The organism is Opitutaceae bacterium TAV5 (assembly GCA_000242935.3).
Classification (GTDB): domain Bacteria; phylum Verrucomicrobiota; class Verrucomicrobiia; order Opitutales; family Opitutaceae; genus Geminisphaera.
In genome coordinates this window covers 67797-85662 of the sequence record CP007054.1, presented here as the reverse complement: position 1 = coordinate 85662, position 17866 = coordinate 67797, and the positions used below count along the sequence as shown (strand labels likewise).

Genomic DNA, 17866 nt, shown 5'->3' with positions numbered 1-17866 from the left:
GCGTGACATGTCACGCTGTGTAAGTCACGAACAAACCGGAGTATCAGCGTTGATGCTTTGGTGTCGCCATTTTTTCGGCCTTTCGCCGCTTCATCTTCCTGATGATGATGAAGGTTCCGTCGAGGCCGCACAGATAGCGAAGCTGGGCGCGCCAGGGAGCGCGTGCGTGCCACGGGGGGATGAAGTCGTGGCCGGGATGAAGGCGGATGCCGAAGAGGGCAGGGGGGAGGGACGCATAGTAAAAAAACCAGTGCAACAGATTCCAGTCTCCGAACCACCACGACGGAATCCTGGCATCAGGTGTGACAGGCATCGCAATCAGCAACTTGTAGAGCCATTTGCCTTCCGCGGGTATCCAGAAAACGTGAAAAGGGGAAAGCGATTTGATCTGTGCCTTGGAGATCAGGGGTTTTTCGCGGTAGCTGGTGTTGGTGCCGCCCCGCCCCGACGAATAGGAATGCTCGGCAATGATCGCCTCTCCGATGAGCTTGCTGGTTTCCTCGGCGCACTCGTCCGAACCTGCCTGGCATGCCCAGACATTCCGGAGATTGGCGAGAATGGGGGAGGCCGCTTCCTTCCCGCCGTATGTTTTCCACAGCGCGTTCCTGGTCTGCGAGGCCCCGTAGAGGGTTCCGTTTGCCTGCCGGATGATATCCACGCGCTCGTCTTCCTTCCCGGCGCTGATCTGGTGCTCGTCGCTATCTACGATGACGAGGTTGCGGTATTTCCATCGCGGATCGGGCGGTCGGCCGTCGCCGCCCTCACTAAGGTCGAAGCGGTTGTTGATGATTGTGAAGACAAGGTTTTTCAGGATTGTGCCAACATACTGGCGCTGGACGGAATACTTCGGGGGCATCGCCACGCATATCACCTTTCCGGATTCGATTTCGCGCAGGTCGAAAGTGTTGGTCTCGCAGAACACCTCGGCGACGTCGGCCTCGGTGAAGGGGACGAGGACATTGCGAATGGTGCCCATCACGGATTGCTGCGTCTCTGGTGCCAGACCCCAATAACCCCCTTCAATTTCCTTGCGAGCTGCGGCGATGCGCGAGGAGGTGAGAACGGGGTTGATCTTCTTCACGCGGGTTTTTTCGACGCGTTTGTAGGTGCCGTCCGGCTGCTTCTCGTTGTCGATGTAGGTCTCGGGGATTTCGCGGGGGGCGGCTCCGAGATCGAGCAGGAACGTGTTGTAATTGTTCAGGCTGGTGAAGATTTCGCAGACGAGCTTCAGGTTGGGGATAACTCGCTGGTCTTCCGGGACGCCGATTCTCCCTTGGTCTTGGGTGATTGCGCGCAACAGCTCGATCCCGTAGCCGATCTGGTCGCGTGCGCTGTTGTCGAAGTAGTCCATCTTGTCCTTGTGTGATATGGTCGCGTAGGTGTTGATCAGCAACTGTGCGTAGGTCGGCGCGGGCAGGTCGTGATAGGAAATCAGGTTGAACTGTGCCGGCGGGGTCCATGTGTCGGGCGCGTTGCTAGGGCGCGTTTGCAACAGGCAGATATCCTCGTCGCGGTTGTAGTGCCTGAGCATGGGGACAGTGGCCTGCCACTCGTTTCCCTTGGCTCCGAGTACCAGAGCGCCGTAGGGGGGGACCCTATAGCGCAGGTCCTTGATGCCGTCGGCAAAACGCTGGAGGTCGTTTCGCTTCACCTGGATGAGGAAACCGAGTTCGTTGACCTTCTCGTTCAGCCGGTTGTCCTCGGCGACCATGCCGGCGTATTCTTGGAGAAGAGTCTGGAATGCCTGACTGCCGCAAGCGGGAATTCTGGAGATGACGCCGAAGCGGTTGGCAGCCCTTGCCCACGACAGCAGGCGCAAGGCATCTTCGGGGGTGACGCCTGCCCCCGACCGGAGCCAGACCTTGGTCCAGTCCTTTTCCAGCTCGTTCTCGCTATTCCTGGTGTGCAGTCGAACCTCGGGCGGGGTGTCCTCTGCATCGTCGCCGAACACGCATGCCGTGAACGGCTTGGTCGGGTTTTTTCGCTGGTAACTGTTGATGGCGTCGAAAAGCTCGTCCAGAAGCCTGTCCTGGACAGGTTCGATCCTTGCGGCCAGGCGCTCCCGTTCCCTGACCAGCCGGTTGATTTCTGCCTGGGCCTCGGCTGTCTGCTCCCTGAAAGTTTGCCGGATAGCCTCGAACTGCGCGCGGGCCCGGGATTTCGCCCATGAGGGTTTTTCGACACCACACTCGTTTATTGCGATGGAATGGTTTCGCGGGTTGATCACGATCTGCGTCTTCCCGGTGCCGGTGGCCCCATAGATCTGTCCCCCGCGGCATCCGGCATTCCGGTCCACCCGGACGCCGCCATAGGCAAACATCGTGTTCGGGGTTTTGAGGTAGATCGGGCGTTTCTGCTTGGGACCGATGATCAGATGGGCGACCAGGCCGGCGAGGGCAGGAATCGTCCACCATTCGATAACCCGGAACACCCTCGCTTTCCGGGCCTGGCGGTTCTGCCAGAACGCCACGGCGTTCCAGCTTTTCAGTGCCCAATCATGTGATGCCGGCGACACGGTTCCGTTTCGCTGCAAGAGATGGACGATGACGACAGCCAGGGCGACGATAGCCAGGGCTTCGACGGTTCGCCTGACGAGATATAGAGCATATTGATAACGTGTCATTTATGCGTCTTTTCGATATTGGGAATAAATGCCGAAAGTTTTAAGTATGGACAAGTCATTAAATTGAAACAAACCCGAAGGAGTGCCTGCTGCCATGACACAAGCGACAACGGGACCAATTGATGTGGAGCGATTCCGCGCCGAGATTGCCCGGATTAGGGCGCGGCCTCCTCATGCCCGTGTTGTGGATGTACTCGTGCCGCTGCGGGAAGATATTGAGGAGCTGAGAGGGGAGGGGAGGACGGTCATGGAGATATGGCGGGCGGTCGGGGAAGCCGGCTACCGGGTATCATACCCGAACTTTGTCCGGGCGGTGAACGAGCTGTTGAAGGGACCAGTGCGCCCCCTGTTCGAAGCCCGGAGGAGGGCGCGGGAGCGGCGGCGGATGATTCCGGTCGTGCCAGAATCAGTAAACAGCGAATCGGTATCGGCGGCGCCGGCAACGCACGAAAATGCAATCCTTGCCCGCTCCCGCGAGAACCTGGCCGAGGGGCTGAGGGGTTTCAGGGTGAAAAATGTTTAGCAATTTCAAGTCATGAAAAAATCAGCGACCACCACACCGAAGACCGGGAAACGCCGGTTGATCATTTGCATCCAGCCGAAAGGTTCGGCCGGGAAAACGACCTGGCTTGCGGCGCTCATAGACTGGTTTGTGCATCACCCCTCAAAGCCGACAGTGGCGGCATTCGATCCGGATGCACGAATGCGCACACTCAGCCGGATTTTCGGGCCGGAGGGATCAACGCCGCTGACGCCTCCGCATCTCTTCCAAAGCATCGACTGGCGTGGGGATGACGGGAACATCGTGCTGGACAATGTGTGCCGGACATTGATTGCCGGCGATGCCCGCGCGGACGTTGCCGTGATGGACGGAGTAGCCAACCAGGATCAGGATGTGTTTGAATGGGCGAAAGACATCCGGCTTTACACGAATGCCAGCCGGTACGGGTTTGACATTACTTTTGCGATTCCGGTGGACGCGACTGACGACACGACGAAGGCGGCGATAGCCTCGATAAATGAGATCGGGGGGCGGGCGGACGTGGTGATTGTCAGAAACGAGAAGGAACGCCGCTTGCTCCCTTGGGATGGAGCCCTCCGTTCTTCCGGCGTGGAGATCCCGAGACTGTACCAGACGACGTTTCGCGGAATGTCAGCCGACATGGTGGGGCATTTGCAGGGCACTTCCGCAGGTATTCCGCACAGCCTGTATGCTTTGATGTCGCAGAAATTCGACACGTTCACTGCCGACCGGGCTGTAACCCATTGGGAAGCGTTCTGCACGGAGATGGAACGGCTTTCGCCGGTCTTGCTGCCGGATAACCTTCTCGTAACCGGGAAGTAGATACAAGAAGGATCGATCGGACAATGAGCGACGAACAGACGATGTTCACGGCGACGCCGGAAGAGGAGGAGCAGACGCGTGAATTCGCGCGCGGATTGATCGACATCCCCGAAGACCTGCCGGTAGAGGATCGGGAGGCGCTTGCGAAACTGGCCGACGAGATGGAGCATTTTTTTGCCCAGGCGGTGCGCATCTACGGAATTGCTTTTACGAAGCTGCCCGCCGTGGTGAACATGCGAACCCGCTGGAAAGAGCGCAAACTGTCCGACGATGATCCGGCCTTTCTGGTGCATGAGTCGCTGTGTATGTCCGACGCCCGGTCTCAACTGGCTCTGCAACAGATGACGAACGTGGTTCACGCCTTTGTCCGGATGACGCAGATCTACGCCGCGCGCATGAGAAATGCGACGGAAGAGGTCGCCAGCACGCGGAAGGAGACAGCCCGGTATTCGTCCGACCTCGCCCGAAGCCATACCCTGCTGGAGAATCTGACGAAGTCTCTGGGCGAATACGGGAAGGAGTTACCCGGCCTGATTGATGCCATGAAGGTGAACCACGAGCTGACCGAGTCGCATACCTGGAAGAGCAAGGCCCAGCTCATTGTAATGGGAGCGGTGACAATGGGCCTCGGGCTGCTGGTCGGGAAATTGTTTTTCTGAAACTTGTGTAGGTTAATAACAAATACAAAGAAAGGAAATGAAATGGCTGCTCTGAACAAGGTTCAGTTGATTGGAAATCTGACTCGTGACCCCGAATTGCGCGTTACCCCCACCGGGAAATCTGTGTGCAAATTCGGGATCGCGGTCAGCCGAAAGTTCAAGGACGAGGCCGGAAATACCCGTGAGGACACCACCTTTGTTGAACTCGAGGCATGGGGTAAAAGGGGGGAGACGATCGCCAAACACACAGGTTCGGGACAGCTCCTCTATCTGGAAGGCCGGTTGAAACTCGACCAGTGGGAAGACAAGGCGAGCAAGCAAAAGCGGAGCCGCATGAAAGTGATTCTGGAGAATTTCCAGTTCCTCGGAGCCCGGCCCGGTAGCGCCGGGGATGACAGTCCCGAAACCCGGGAGGATGACGAGAGTGAAGATTATGGGGATGATAGTCCCTGAGAGGCGGGGCAGTGCACTGATGGGGCGGAATGCCACTCCTGAAGGTGCTCCGCGACCGTCGGGCCCCCAGCCGCGACAAAAGAGCGGGCCCGCACGGTCAGTCACGTATTCCCGCTCGTTCATTTCGATCTGGAGGGAGGGCCGGGTGGACGAGAACAAGGGAATGCCCTTCCGGTTATGAGGTTGCCGCCAACCTCCGGACCGGTGCAAGTAACACACCAACACCATTTGACCATGAACGAAGCTCTCGGTTTCTCCTATGACCCGTCTCTGTTTATCGGGACACCACTTCCTGTTGGACAGGAGGCAGCAATTTTCCGGCTGAAAAAAATGCTATCCCAATTCGTCTTCGATTCCGTGGCGCTCGAGGGCAACCCCTTCACGTTTCCGGAGGTGCAGACGGTGCTGGATGGCGTTACTGTGGGCGGCCACAAACTTGAGGATCAGGAGCAGGTGCTGAACCAGCGCGATGCACATGTGCTACTGATCGAGCTGGTCCGGGCCGGAACTTTCACCATCAACGAAAGCATCGCGATTGCCCTCAACGCGCGCGTCGCCAAGGGCGAGGCGTTAAAAATTGGAAATTTCCGGGATGGTGGAGTCGGTGTGGCCGGAACCAGCTACACGCCTCCACCGCATGAGAGGCTTGGAGAATTGTTCCAGGCCGGTTCGGTGTACCTGAATTCGATCCGGTCGCCTCTGGAACGTGCGTATGTAGCATCCGCGTGGATACCGTTTAACCAGTTTTTTTATGATGGAAACAAGCGGACGGGCCGACTGTTGATGAACGGTGTGTTGTTGTCGAATGGACTGGACGGGTTGAGCATACCGGCCAAGGGCCAGAGGGACTACAATGAAACCTGCCTCGCCCTGTATGATACCCGAAACGCTACTCCGCTCTTCCGGCACATGCTGGCCTGGCATAAGAAAATCGGACTGAAATTCGAGAATGACCAGATACAGCTTCCCGGGAACAGCTCACCATTGCCTCCGAATCAAGGGATAACACCCCCGATCCGAAACAGGTAGGGGATTTCTGGCAAATTTCCGCGCGACATGGAAAAGATCACGCGAAAGATTGTAACGGCGACGGGAGAAACCCGTGAAGTTACGGACCTGCGCTTCACGATCGGTAAATGGTCGGTATACCGGATCGAGGAGGCGGTGAGAGGGCTTGTCCGTGCCGCCCGCCGCGCGGGAATCATCCCAGAGCCGGAGCTGGAGGTTTTGTGGGAATCCGAACGGGAGGAAGTTCAGACAACCACGGTGGTTTTCTTGGACAGCGGCCGTCCGGAGGGGCAGGAAGAGGCAAAGCGCGTTGTTCCTGTCGTGGATTGCCGTGTGACCGTTCCCTCCGGTGGGTTTCGCCTTGAAGGTAACTGGCGGGTTGTCGCCTCCCTGAAGCGGGTACTGCTTCAGATGACCGACGAGGGAGCAGTACCGGAATCCCTCACCAACGAAATCTTTGCCGACCCGGAGGACTTGCCGAAAGTTGAGAAATACCGTCACGGTGAGCTGGTTTGCGAACACTGCCGATTGAAACGAATCAGGTCGGGAACGCTGGTGGTAGGGAATCGGGATGGCGAGACAAGGCAGTTGGGAACGGAGTGCGCCACGCTTTACGTAGGCGAAAGGGCCGAGACGGCGGTGCAGGAGATGGAGTTCCGGGCACTGCTCACTGCGTTTGCAGATGACGTGGACGCGGAAAGCGAGGGATTGCATGCCGGTCGGGGATCGGGGGGCGGTGCCCTGTCAGCTTGGGATGCGGAGGTTGTCGCCGCCCACGCCGTGGCCTGTGTGAGACAACACGGATGGCAATCATCGAGCATCGAGGCGTTCCCGTCTTTCAGACCCAACCCCGAGGCCACTTGGCGATCCGTTGAGTTCATGTTGCTCCTGTACCCCAAAAACGAGCGGGATGCGGCACTGGCCGCAGTTGAGATCGTGAAGCTGGAGAAGCAGGTAAAGGAATGCGAGGCTGAGCCTATCCCCGCCGGTCTTGATCCGACAACCGCGAGAAATCTGGACATTGCTCTCTCGAAAATAAAAGCAAAGCTGGCCTCGCTGGAAGAGCACAGAAAGTTCCTGCTGGATACGGCGCTCTATTCGGTAACGGAAGCGGACCGTGAAAAGGGCCGGCGGCTGGTCGAGTGGCTTGCCGGTGCGGAAGAAAAGGAAGGTAACACGTATCTGGATACATTGAAAGCCGTCTACTCACCCGGATGGGTCAGCGAAAGCCGGTTGAGACACGCGGTGTCGATCGTGAAGGCCCGGGAGAATGCGGAGAAAAAGGAGGTGATGGAAAAAGCCAGAGCAACGAGCCAATGGGTGGGCACAAAAGGGAAAAGGGAGGAATTCACGCTGGAATTGCTTTCCGCAACTCCATACGGAGGTCCCTTCCCAGGAGTCGCCTTTCGCCTCAGAGACCAGGCCGGGAACCTTTTTTCGTGGATGACGGGCAAAAGAGGTCTTGGGTATGAACCAGTGGGTAAGACTTTTTGTCTGGCAGGGACGGTGGCCGAGCACGAGGAGTTCAGGGGGGTAAGGATTACCCGGCTTTCCAGGGTAAAGGTCCAGGGGGAGGCGTGTATGGGGTCTCCCCTGTTACCTGCGGAGGGCACACGGAGGACGCGGGGCAGATGACGACGGGGACTGCACTCCTTTCTCGTCAATCTGTGGAAGGACCGCCTTATCCCTGCATATGGACCGGAGCTATTTAACGATGAAAACTTGGGATGATCTGGTGGGCGATGTGAGGCGGAAGGAAGATGAGAGGAAGGCTGCGGCCGCAGCCTTTTTGGAACAGTATGGACGTTGCACATTCCGTTGCGATTTACCGCAGCTTAGAAAGGGAGCGTATCTCATTGTGTCCCCGAGTGCGAAGCGGCCGGGGGAATGGCAGGGGACGATTTTCGATGAACTCGGGCCCAGCTCCGATGTGCAGCGCAGGACATGGGATGAGGTTGTCGAAAGAATGCAGAAGGATTTCGGACTGGATCTGGCAGGGGCGAGGGTGGCCGTCCGCGGGGATTCTGTCCCGACCGCCAGCATTGGCCCCCTGCCTGTCCCGAACAGCCGTTCCGGCCGCTCAAGGTCGTAATTGTGGCCGGTTTTCTTGGCGAGACTAGGGTAGATGTGTGGTTTACAAAACGTTTACTTTTCGTTTCCTGAAAGCTTACCATGAGTTGACAAGACACGACGATATGGACGATGTTGGTGTGTTATGACCATCGAAACCTTCGTGGAAACCAGGAGCAGTACCTTTAAAGAAACCGCGAAGGAACTGTTTGCACTCGCAAGTATCAAGTTGGTAGATACACCGCTCTTGGCCGGCATGATTCTGCATCAGCTTGAATTGCCCGGATGGTGCAGGGGAAAAGTGAACAGGCGTAAGCAGGAAACTGATGTAGAGGTGGTTGCCGCTAGATTGATTGATGATATTGAACGCACTCGTTCCAGATACAGGGACCGGGATGTTTATTTCTGCCTGCCGGTGAAAGAAAAGGATTTTGTGAGGATTCTCTCTGTCAGGACCGTTGATCTTGGCGATGTGTCAATATCGAGCAACATTGCCGATTCCATAACGAGAATGCTTCAGGAAAAACAGAAAGCAACCGCTCCGGCCGCGGTTAATGAAGGACGGTTCGCACTGGACGCACTTGAAGGAATGAGTGCGGAGGATCTTCGCGATAGGAAGAACGGCCGACTGGATGCCAACAAGGTTGGTGAATTGTTCGGATTGACGAACAGTGAACTCGCAACTGCATGCGGGATGAGCAAACAAGGGCTCGGGAAAAACCCCACCAGTTTGCACGCCCAAGGTTTACTGGAGCATTTCGAACGGATAGCCCGTTTGAGAAAAATCAAACAATTTGAAAAAGATGGCGCTCTCCGAATCTGGTTTCGGAAGCGGCTGCCACTCTTTGGCAATGAAAGCGCAGAAGCGTATTTCAGGGCTGGCAAGATTGATGAAGTTGCGGAAAAGGTTGACCAATTCCTTACGGGAGACTTTAGCGGCTGAAGTCCCTCATGCCAGCAAAGCTGAGAAATGCCCTTGGTCAGGTAACGGCCGTGCCTTTTGAAGGCACGGCTTTCAGGGTGATGTTTGGAGGAATTCTTGTGAGAGACTCCGAATTCAAGCACTTGCAGGCACAAATCGGTGCGGGGCGCTGTAATCCCGGAGGCATTCGCCGGATTTACCTTGCCCTGGAGAAAAAAACAGCGAGGGCAGAGTTCGAACATGTTCAGAAGAGTCTCGATCCCGATACAGATCCTGACCTTGTGGAGGCCCACGAGTTTGCTGTCCGGGTAAAACTCGGAAGGATTCTGGATATCTGCGACGAACAGACAAGAAACGTAATCGGAATTGATCTTGCTGCAATCAGTGAGGACTGGCGCTTCACGGCATCGATGACGCGGCTACAGACCTTGGGGAAACTGGTGGCAGAGGGGGTTGGGGATTTCGTCGCGATCAGGTACCCTTCGCAGCGGACGGATTCAGGAATAAATATTGTTGTATTCACCGATCGGCTACAGAATGACGATTTTCTGGAGGCGAACACGATAAGGCCAACCGGAAGGCTGACGGGTGCGCGCTGATAGGTACAAGCGACCCGGATGGCAGTTCTATACATGGTGGAGAAGAAGGTGATCCGCACGCGAAACCGCAAACGCTGATCCAGTCTTCGAAGGCCGCGCGCTCCGCACACGATTCCTCCTCTTGGGCCAGGCAACGGCATGCCCGTTCTGGCGGGCATATTTTTTGGGGATGGATAGGCGCAAAAATTTATTCTTATTCCAAGGTAAAAGAATTGACTGTTTCAAAAACATCCCATTTTTGAAATGAAATGGTCCATGAACCTGAAATATCCGTTCGCCCCAAGTCGTCCGAGAATTCGGCAACGGCCGTTATGGCTCAATGGGCGATGCTGGAACCAGCCCTTACCGAGAATCTGCGCTCATCCATATTTGAGGAGGGAGTCCGGGATCTTCTCGGAAAGGACGGTGCGGAAAAATTGGGCGTCGTGTCGGAGCATTACCACGATTGGGTTTCAGAGTACCTCGATGGGCTTCGTTTCGTTCAGGCCGACGTGGTTGGAAAACTGGCGAACAGCATTTCACAGGCCCTGAACCTTCCGGGCGGGACTGGCCCACTGGAGGGATTCAACCGTGACATCCACAGCGACAGGGTGTTTGCCAGCGTAGGCGAGATCGGTCGTTCGGTCGATGAGACCCTCGGGGGTGCCGGGTTCGGGCCGGAAACGATCAGAGTGGCGGAGGCTGTGGTCTCTGCCGGCGAGTTGCACCTGTACGGGGTTCTGCCAGCCGGTTCATCGCTTGTGCCCGGTCTTGGAGCCACATCAGGGACGTTGTTTGGCAACATGGCATCGCTCATGGAAAACAGCGGTGCAGCAGCAATCGAGGTGGTGGGCGAGTCGATGGAGCAGGAAAGGGCAATGTTCGCCCGGCTTGGCTCCTCCAAGGCTACGTTAGACCTCGTTCCTGTATTCGCACAGGTCCGCGGACCGATGAATGTTGGAGAGTTGGCGGACAAGGCCGGCGTGGCTTGGAACTCGGCTGCAACATTCATTGCCCGGGTCGAGACGCTCGGGCTGATCAGGCCGGTGCAGGGAGATCCCGGTGCAGGGCGGCAGTTTGTTTCCGTGCCGGCGGATGCAGCAATGAGAGCCCGGTTCTGTCCGAGGGAGCTGCGCCGCGCACCTGCACGGGTATTTGCCATGCTGTCAGGCAGAAAAAGTGGGACAAATGTCCCTTTACCGGATGCCTGGGTGGGCCGATCGAAAGTGAGGTAGATGGTATATGACAATAAATGCAGGAATATGGCTGGAAGCCTTTACGGAGGTCTGCTCCGGGTACCTGCGGCTTGTCATCGAATCTACGGACAGGTTCTCACCCTTGGGAGTTATTCTCCTGCTGGCTACGATAGCAGGCGTCGCAGTACTGGTGTATGGGATAACCGAATACGTGTGGTATCGGGAACCTGTCAGGATTATTCCGCATCTTTGCGGAGGGTTGATCGCACTTCTGTCGATCAACTTCCTGATCGGATAATCCGGGCTGGTGCCGGAATTCAGGTGCCGGCCGTGGTCCTGAATTTACCATGCACCAAGATGAGCTGGACTTCGAGCAGGTCTCTATCGCGACCACAACTCCAACTGTCATCGTCGAGGACGATGCCGAAAACCCCCTCGCCGCGGTTCCGGACGGGATTGACCTGACTCCGGCAGAAAAGGCTGCGCTGGGTCGGTTGATGGAATATACCAGAAAGGGGACGATGAAGCCCCGCATGGTGACCCGGCAGCAGTGGATCGAGGATTTGCTGTCGCGAGGATTCACGGAGCTTCAGACCATGAAGTGGGGCCGCGCTCCCGCCCGCCTCCGGATAATTGCGCCGAACCGACTGAACAGACGGAAGCAGCCACAGTTTTACGAGGTACAATCCGCAATCGAAATTTCCTATGTGAGGCGCAGGCACGCCGAAATATTCGGTTCATCGAAAAGGCCCGAGGCCTTCGCGGAAGGCCCGTCCGTTGAGTCGTCGCAGCGGCAGCGGCCTCCTACCGCGATAAAGCCTCCTCCCCTACAACGTCAGCCTGTACAGAGGCCCACAGAACCGGACCCGACCGGGGGACGCGTTCCGGGTGAAAGGAACGTCACCGGGCGGCCGAAGGTTCCCCGCCCGGCAGTCAGCAGGGATACCGGCCGGCCGGAGTCGGGAGGAGCCGGCGGGGCGATGACTGAAAGTCATTTAATATCGGATACAGAAGGAGGAGACCGGAAACCGGCCGAGGCCTTCGCATCGGCATGGGCCGAGGATATTGTCGATATTGTCACGCCTCCTGCCGGATCTCAGAGGGAAATAGCGATGGAGGAAGCGGAGAGCGATCTTGCCAGACGGATTCTGGGGCGGTTTTCCGGGAGGGTTTCACCTGACGAATACAGCACGGTGACCAGAATCGCCCCCTTCTTTGCACGCCGATGGTCACAACTCGTGCGAATGCAAAGGGTGGGGGTAATCATGGCGGTTCTGGAACGGGTGGAAGTGAACGGTCTTTCGCCGGCCATCGGTCTCGCCATTGCCGAGGAAGGATGGCATTATTTTGAGAAACATGCACTGAACCGCGGGGAGTCGTTGCAGTCGGTACTTCCCGAGGGGAGGATGTTGCGTGACACCTTGCGCAAATGGGTAAATGAGGACGCTTGGATTAGCTTCCTGCGCGAGCGTGTCTCGCGGAACAGCGAGAAAGTGATACAGGAGGAAGCCCCCGGTGCCGTGCTTTCTCAGGAGGAGAGGGATTTCCATTACGAGGAGCATGAAACAGTCACACCGGCGGGAAAGAAGACCAGAATCCGGGCGAACATCGAGGCAATCCGCACCATGAAGAAGCTGGAGGCCGAGGACAGGCTGGCAACGGACGCTGAAAAGTCCATCCTTGCGAAGTTCAACGGGTGGGGAGGAACGAAGGAGTTGTTCCAGAACAACGATGCGATCGTGGAAACTTTCCAGCGAGGCTACGGGTATGGGGGCGGCGACTTCATGGCCGAGGTTCGCGCGAAGGCTGAACGTGACAAAGAGCTTTGGGGTGCGGAGACGGGGCGGTATTCGCCGGAGCTGAGTTACCTGAATTGGGAGGCGGAATATGGTGATCTGCAAAAGGAGTTGAGGGAGCTGATGACGGAGGCCGAGTGGAATGCCGCGAGCGCCAGCATTCTCAACTCCCACTATACCGAGGAATCGGTTTGTCACTGGCTCTGGAAGATCGCACGGAAGGCCGGTTTTGCGGGCGGCCGCGTAATCGAGCCGGCGGCGGGGAGCGGGCGAATTCTGGGCGCGATGCCGCCCGATTTACGGGCAAGGAGCGCGGTCGAGGCGGTCGAGGTCGATTCCGTTGCCGCCCGGATTACAGCCAAACTCTTCCCCCAGGCGAAAGTTCATGCCTGCGGTTTCGAGGAGGCGATGATTCCGATGGGAAGCGCCGATCTTGTCATCGCAAACGTGCCATTCAGCGAGATTGGGCCAGGCGTGCAGGAAGGGTTGGGGCCCGTGCCTTTCAACCTGCATAATTATTTTATCGCGGAAGCCATGCGCAAGCTGAAGCCATCCGGTATTGCCGTTATCATTACCTCCGCATCCACCTTGCAGAATAATGACGACCAGCGGGCCGAACTGGCCAAGGTGGCTGAGTTGTGGGGATCGGTTCGGCTTCCCGGTGATGCCTTTGTCCATAATGCCGGCACGGAGGTTGTGACGGATGTACTGTTATTGCGTAAGCCCGATGGCCAGTATTATCCCGAGGCGGAGAACTGGACACAACTGATGCCCGTTGAACTACCGGACGAAGGGAAATTTACCGGCATCCAGCATGGTGAGGAATTCGAGGTCGGCGTTGCTTCGGTGAACGAATATTATATTCGCCACCCGGAAATGGTCCTGGGCTACCATAGCCTTCGAGGGAAGATGTACGGGAAAGACAAACAGCGCGGGCAATATACGGTAACATCCCCGGAAGGCGCGCCGCCACTGGTCGACCGTCTTTCCGTAGTTACTGAAAAGATACCTCATGTTCCGAACAGCTCGGAAAGAATCGGGGGAAAAATATCCGTCGTCAGTGATCCCGCCAGCCTGATGGCGACTATGGACGAACGGCCTGGAAGCCTCGTTGTCCGGGGACATGACGTGTATGTTGTCCGATCCGACCGCGAGCTGGTTGCACCCGAATGGAAACTCTCGGGCGACCTTCCCGCCGGGTTTCGCAAGCTGGAGAGTGCGGAAAAAATGGCCCGGGATTATGTCAACATTCGCGAACTGCTCATGGAGCAGATCGCGATGGATCTAAACATCCTCACGACGGACGAAGTGAGTGCGGCCCACCGGGGCACACTGAATCGAGCCTATGAATCCTTCGTGAAGGATCACGGCAGGCTCAATGACGTGTTCCGGAAACTGCGCGGACTGGCTCCGCAAGACACCACGTTGACCAGCGTTTTTGCTCTCGAACAGGTGCGCGAGGTCGCAGGAGATGACGGCCGCAAGCGAAAGCAGGTTATTCCAGCCGGCATCCTGTCGGTGCGAACCCTTTACCCGCCGGAGCAGGCTGCGCTCCTTAGCGTCGGGACGCTGGAGGAAGGCATCCTCGCGAGCCTGAACCAGACGGGAACGGTTGATGTGGCCTACATCGCTGATCTTTTGGGGCGCGACGACACCGAAGCACTGGCGAACGAGATTGCAGAGAGCGGGCAGGCATTTCGCGTTATCGGAGACCCGGATTCGTTCCTTCACCGGACAGCCTACCTGTCGGGCGATGTCCTGACCGAGCTGGAAAAGGCGCGTAAGGCGGCGATTCTCGATCCGAGATTTGGGATGAACGTTGCTGCACTTGAGGCGGTCTCACCGCAACCGGTTCCGTTTGAACGGGTGCGTGCTCCATTTGGTGCGACGTGGGTGCCGGGGTATCTCTATCAGGAATTCATAAACGAGGTGGCCGGCGTAAACCTGAAAAGTTCTCCCGTCTATGACCCGCGCTCTCATATCTGGTTTTGGCCAGGCCTCTCGGGTCATTATTCGCAGACAGCATCATCCCGTTTCGGTACTTCGCGAGTCTCCTGGGACAAGGTTGTGCAGAATGCTCTTTCGCAAGATCCCGGCAAGGTAATGGACCGGATCGAAGGGGGTGGGCAGGTCTTCAACCCGAAGGAGACAGCAATACTTCGGGCTCGTGTCGAGTCACTGAACAGCGAGTGGACCGCATGGGTTGGCAGGCGCGAGGACACCAAAAAAATCCTGACCGATGAGTTCAACGCCCGCTTCAATCGCGTGGTCCCGCCAAGGCATGAAGGGGAACACCTGACCTTTCCCGGAATCGCGACCGGGCCCGGGGCTCTTGTCCCCCGCTTCTACCAGCGGAATGCCGTCGCCCGCTTTTTGGCGAAACCGGCCGGTGTGGTTGCGCATGGAACCGGGTACGGGAAAACATTGACGGCCATTCTGATTGCCCACGAGCACCGTCGTATCGGCAGCGCAAAGAAGCCGCTTATGGTGTGTGACTCGGCAAACTACGCCCAGTTTGTCGCTGGATACCGGCAAGTCTATCCACAGGACAACATCCTCGTTGCCGATGACGCCAATTTTTCTCCCAAAGAGCGGGAGAATTTCAAGGCCCTTGTCGCCTATGGCGACTGGCATTGCATTCTCATGTCGAGAACGCAGTTCGAGCGTATCCCGGTTTCAACCGAGACGCAGGAAAGGTGGATGGCAGAGGAGCTTTCAGACCTCCGTTATTCACTCGATGTTGTATCCGGATTAAACGACAAAAAAAACCAACGGAAGATTGAGAAGAAAATAGAGAAAAAGGCAGAAGCCCTGAACGCGTTCATGAACGAGCAGGCCAAGCGATCGGATATTGGCCTCACCTGGGAGCAGCTTGGAGTGGACCTCCTGATTGTCGATGAATGCCACCGGCACAAGAAGACAGGCTTCGCGACCGCCTTCACGGATATCAAGGGAATCGACTCAAACACGTCGAACCGGGGCCGGGATTTGTTGATGAAGGGTGATATCATCCAGAGTCGGCGAAAGGGCATGGGTGTGATCGGCCTGTCCGGTACTCCTGCCACCAACACGATGGCGGAGTTCTGGAACATGAACCGGCTTTTCGATCCGAATGCCTTGCAGGATTTCGGGGTCCCCTATTTTGACGATTTCAAGACATCATTCTGTGAGACGGAGACCCGTCTGGAGATGAACGAGGCAAACGGGCGTTATCGCTACATTGAGCGAATGTCGAAATTCGTAAACGCACGGGTGCTCGCTCAGTTTGTCCGGACCGGTTGCGATATACAGCTTGATCCGGAAAAGCTGAATCTCACCTTGCCCGAACACGAATCCGGTGGAGTCGAACATGCCGTGGTGCCCATCACCGATTCCGTCCTGGAAGAGATGGAAAAGCTCTCCGAGATTTACGATCAGTACGAGAAATTGTCCGGGGAAGAGAAACGCGAGATGTCGTTTGTTCCGTTGACGCTCATGGGCATGGGAATGGCAGCCTCGATCGATCCCCGGCTTGTGAATCCGTCTGCCCCGGATGAACCGGGATCGCTGTTGAACACGATCGTGAGGAATGTGGTGAACATCCGGCGGGAGACAGCCCCGACCGGCAGGAAAACTCAGGTCATCTTCCTGGACCGGTATCGGACAATGAACACGTCGGTCTTGGACCAGCTCAGGGCCAAGGGCATGAAGTCCGTCAGTATCGAGATCGACGATACACCGGAACCCGTTGCATCCGATGATCCGGACTCGCAGGATGCCGGTGAGGCTGTTACGGACGAGAAAGCCGATTTCAGGATAGGCACGGCAGGCATCAATCTCTACATCGAAATCAGGTCGAAACTGGTGGCCTCCGGCGAGTTCAGACCAGAGGAGATCGCGATCATCGGTGAGGCCAAGGATGCCAGGGAGCGCGCAGAAATATTCGAGCGCGTTTGCCGGGGGGAGATACTCGTTGTGCTGGGTTCGTCCGACAAGCTGGGTATAGGCGCGAATTTTCAGGACCTGCTTTACGCGGCTCATAATTTTGACCCTCCCCGGAACATGACCCCAGACCAGCAAGAGCAGCGTGACGGCCGCATTGTCCGAAGTGGCAACACCAATGAGAAGGTCCGCGTGTTTCTTTACGGGATGCAGGATACCTGCACCGTAGCGATCTGGAACCGCATCCAGACCAAGCGGCGGTTTATCCGGCAGGGTCTTTCAGAATCCGGAGGCGAGGACGAAATTGATGATGTCGGGGAAATCCAGCTTGAGGAATTCAAGGCGGCGCTTGTGGCCGACAAGCGCCAGTTGAAGGTCGCTGAACTCAAGGGGAACATCAAGGACGAGAGACTGGCGATCGAGGTGGTCCGGTCCAGAAAAGGTTCGCTCAAGAGTCAGATACGGAGCCTTGAGCAATGGGTGGATTCCATCCAGACAGTCGAGATCGTTCACGCCTTGAAAGAGAAGAACTGGATTGCACAAAACACGACGCCGTTTGAGTCCAAGTTGACCGTGGATATTTCGGACCTGCGAACGGTCGAACGCGGTTCGACAATTGAATGGTTTGCCGAAAGGGCCAAAGCGAAAAAACCGACGATAATCACCGGATCGTCAACGGAGGTTGAAAAGGAGCTCTCCGGACTGGTGGATGCACTTCGGCAGACGAAACTGGACGGCCAGGTTGAGCATCCATTGGGAAGTCTGACCGTGAACGGATTCAGGGTTCGGCTGACCTATGCGCTCGTTACCTTCAAGTCGTCCGGACGGGAGGCCGAATCCCTGTTGATGAGCGTTGCAAACCCGGTAAGAGGGGAGGGCAATCTGCTGGTTTCCCTTACACAGTTTGCCAGCGCGGGAATGTTGCTCCGGACAGTCACCAACATTCCCCGTCTCGTGGAGGAAAGGCTGGCATCTGCCCATATGAAGCTGAAATCCCTGGAAGCCGACCTGGAAGTCACCAAAGCCGAATTTGCCAAGGTGACGATACCCTCCGATGAACGCCTGAAATCCTTGGAAGCGGAACTGGAAGCTCTGGAGAAAGATATGGTCGAGCATCCCTACGTCAGGGGCAGCAGGCGCGAGAATCGTGACATGCCGGTGAAGAGTTACCAACCGGACTTGACCGGAGGACCGAAGGCCGTCGAACCGCAGGTAGCGGAGGCGGTTCGCGTCGGGGCGAGAGCCATGAATCGTTGAGGAGCTTTGCACTTGCCGTAAATTCAGAAAATGGACAA

General features: G+C 56.9%; 14 protein-coding genes. 12 read left to right on the top strand and 2 right to left on the bottom strand.

Translation table 11 applies throughout. The features are described 5' to 3' along the window. Positions 1–43: 43 nt before the first annotated feature. A complete protein-coding gene (locus OPIT5_00385) occupies positions 44–2623 on the bottom strand; it encodes a hypothetical protein (protein ID AHF95026.1) in 2580 nt (859 codons plus the stop codon). Between the two features lie 94 nt (positions 2624–2717). Between OPIT5_00385 and OPIT5_00380 the strand changes: the two genes are divergently transcribed. After that, positions 2718–3146, top strand: coding sequence for a hypothetical protein (locus tag OPIT5_00380; protein AHF95025.1), 429 nt, complete (start codon positions 2718–2720; stop codon positions 3144–3146). 5 nt (positions 3147–3151) lie between these two features. Here the strand turns inward: OPIT5_00380 and OPIT5_00375 are convergent, their stop codons facing one another. Continuing rightward, complete coding sequence (locus OPIT5_00375; GenBank protein AHF95024.1) at positions 3152–3265, bottom strand: hypothetical protein; 114 nt, start codon at positions 3263–3265, stop codon at positions 3152–3154. A gap of 61 nt (positions 3266–3326) precedes the next feature. On the opposite strand from OPIT5_00375, the gene OPIT5_00370 reads away from it, so the two are divergent. The 11 genes from OPIT5_00370 to OPIT5_00320 all read left to right on the top strand — a co-directional run bounded on the left by OPIT5_00370 (position 3327) and on the right by OPIT5_00320 (position 17828). Then, entirely contained in the window at positions 3327–3968 is a 642-nt protein-coding gene (locus OPIT5_00370; protein ID AHF95023.1) for a hypothetical protein, read from the top strand. A 23-nt stretch (positions 3969–3991) separates the two neighbouring features. After that, the gene (locus OPIT5_00365) at positions 3992–4627 is read left to right on the top strand and encodes a hypothetical protein (GenBank protein AHF95022.1); all 636 of its coding nucleotides are present in this window, start codon (positions 3992–3994) and stop codon (positions 4625–4627) included. Positions 4628–4669: 42 nt separating this feature from the next. Further along, entirely contained in the window at positions 4670–5080 is a 411-nt protein-coding gene (locus OPIT5_00360) for a single-stranded DNA-binding protein (protein ID AHF95021.1), read from the top strand. Positions 5081–5410: 330 nt separating this feature from the next. Continuing rightward, on the top strand, positions 5411–6109 hold the full coding sequence (locus tag OPIT5_00355) for a hypothetical protein (protein AHF95020.1): 699 nt from the start codon (positions 5411–5413) through the stop codon (positions 6107–6109). 27 nt (positions 6110–6136) lie between these two features. Then, on the top strand, positions 6137–7723 hold the full coding sequence (locus OPIT5_00350) for a hypothetical protein (protein ID AHF95019.1): 1587 nt from the start codon (positions 6137–6139) through the stop codon (positions 7721–7723). 58 nt (positions 7724–7781) lie between these two features. Further along, a complete protein-coding gene (locus OPIT5_00345; protein ID AHF95018.1) occupies positions 7782–8180 on the top strand; it encodes a hypothetical protein in 399 nt (132 codons plus the stop codon). Between the two features lie 123 nt (positions 8181–8303). Next, positions 8304–9101: a hypothetical protein gene (locus tag OPIT5_00340; GenBank protein ID AHF95017.1), complete on the top strand. Its 798-nt coding sequence runs from the start codon at positions 8304–8306 to the stop codon at positions 9099–9101. Between the two features lie 8 nt (positions 9102–9109). Next, on the top strand, positions 9110–9679 hold the full coding sequence (locus OPIT5_00335) for a hypothetical protein (protein ID AHF95016.1): 570 nt from the start codon (positions 9110–9112) through the stop codon (positions 9677–9679). 311 nt (positions 9680–9990) lie between these two features. Continuing rightward, positions 9991–10893, top strand: a complete 903-nt coding sequence (locus tag OPIT5_00330) for a hypothetical protein (GenBank protein ID AHF95015.1) — start codon at positions 9991–9993, stop codon at positions 10891–10893. Between the two features lie 7 nt (positions 10894–10900). Beyond that, entirely contained in the window at positions 10901–11152 is a 252-nt protein-coding gene (locus tag OPIT5_00325) for a hypothetical protein (protein AHF95014.1), read from the top strand. A gap of 49 nt (positions 11153–11201) precedes the next feature. After that, positions 11202–17828 carry a hypothetical protein gene (locus tag OPIT5_00320; protein AHF95013.1) on the top strand — a complete coding sequence of 2209 codons (6627 nt, stop codon included), beginning with the start codon at positions 11202–11204 and terminating at the stop codon, positions 17826–17828. Positions 17829–17866: the final 38 nt, after the last annotated feature.

Coding starts and splice junctions, on each gene's coding strand:
- OPIT5_00350 (AHF95019.1), top strand. CDS start 6,137: ATGGAAAAGATCACGCGAAAGATTGTAACGGCGACGGGAGAAACCCGT.
- OPIT5_00365 (AHF95022.1), top strand. CDS start 3,992: ATGAGCGACGAACAGACGATGTTCACGGCGACGCCGGAAGAGGAGGAG.
- OPIT5_00360 (AHF95021.1), top strand. CDS start 4,670: ATGGCTGCTCTGAACAAGGTTCAGTTGATTGGAAATCTGACTCGTGAC.
- OPIT5_00380 (AHF95025.1), top strand. CDS start 2,718: ATGACACAAGCGACAACGGGACCAATTGATGTGGAGCGATTCCGCGCC.
- OPIT5_00340 (AHF95017.1), top strand. CDS start 8,304: ATGACCATCGAAACCTTCGTGGAAACCAGGAGCAGTACCTTTAAAGAA.
- OPIT5_00375 (AHF95024.1), bottom strand. CDS start 3,265: ATGAGCGCCGCAAGCCAGGTCGTTTTCCCGGCCGAACCTTTCGGCTGG.
- OPIT5_00320 (AHF95013.1), top strand. CDS start 11,202: ATGCACCAAGATGAGCTGGACTTCGAGCAGGTCTCTATCGCGACCACA.
- OPIT5_00355 (AHF95020.1), top strand. CDS start 5,411: ATGCTATCCCAATTCGTCTTCGATTCCGTGGCGCTCGAGGGCAACCCC.
- OPIT5_00370 (AHF95023.1), top strand. CDS start 3,327: ATGCGCACACTCAGCCGGATTTTCGGGCCGGAGGGATCAACGCCGCTG.
- OPIT5_00345 (AHF95018.1), top strand. CDS start 7,782: ATGGACCGGAGCTATTTAACGATGAAAACTTGGGATGATCTGGTGGGC.
- OPIT5_00325 (AHF95014.1), top strand. CDS start 10,901: ATGACAATAAATGCAGGAATATGGCTGGAAGCCTTTACGGAGGTCTGC.
- OPIT5_00330 (AHF95015.1), top strand. CDS start 9,991: ATGGCTCAATGGGCGATGCTGGAACCAGCCCTTACCGAGAATCTGCGC.
- OPIT5_00335 (AHF95016.1), top strand. CDS start 9,110: ATGCCAGCAAAGCTGAGAAATGCCCTTGGTCAGGTAACGGCCGTGCCT.
- OPIT5_00385 (AHF95026.1), bottom strand. CDS start 2,623: ATGACACGTTATCAATATGCTCTATATCTCGTCAGGCGAACCGTCGAA.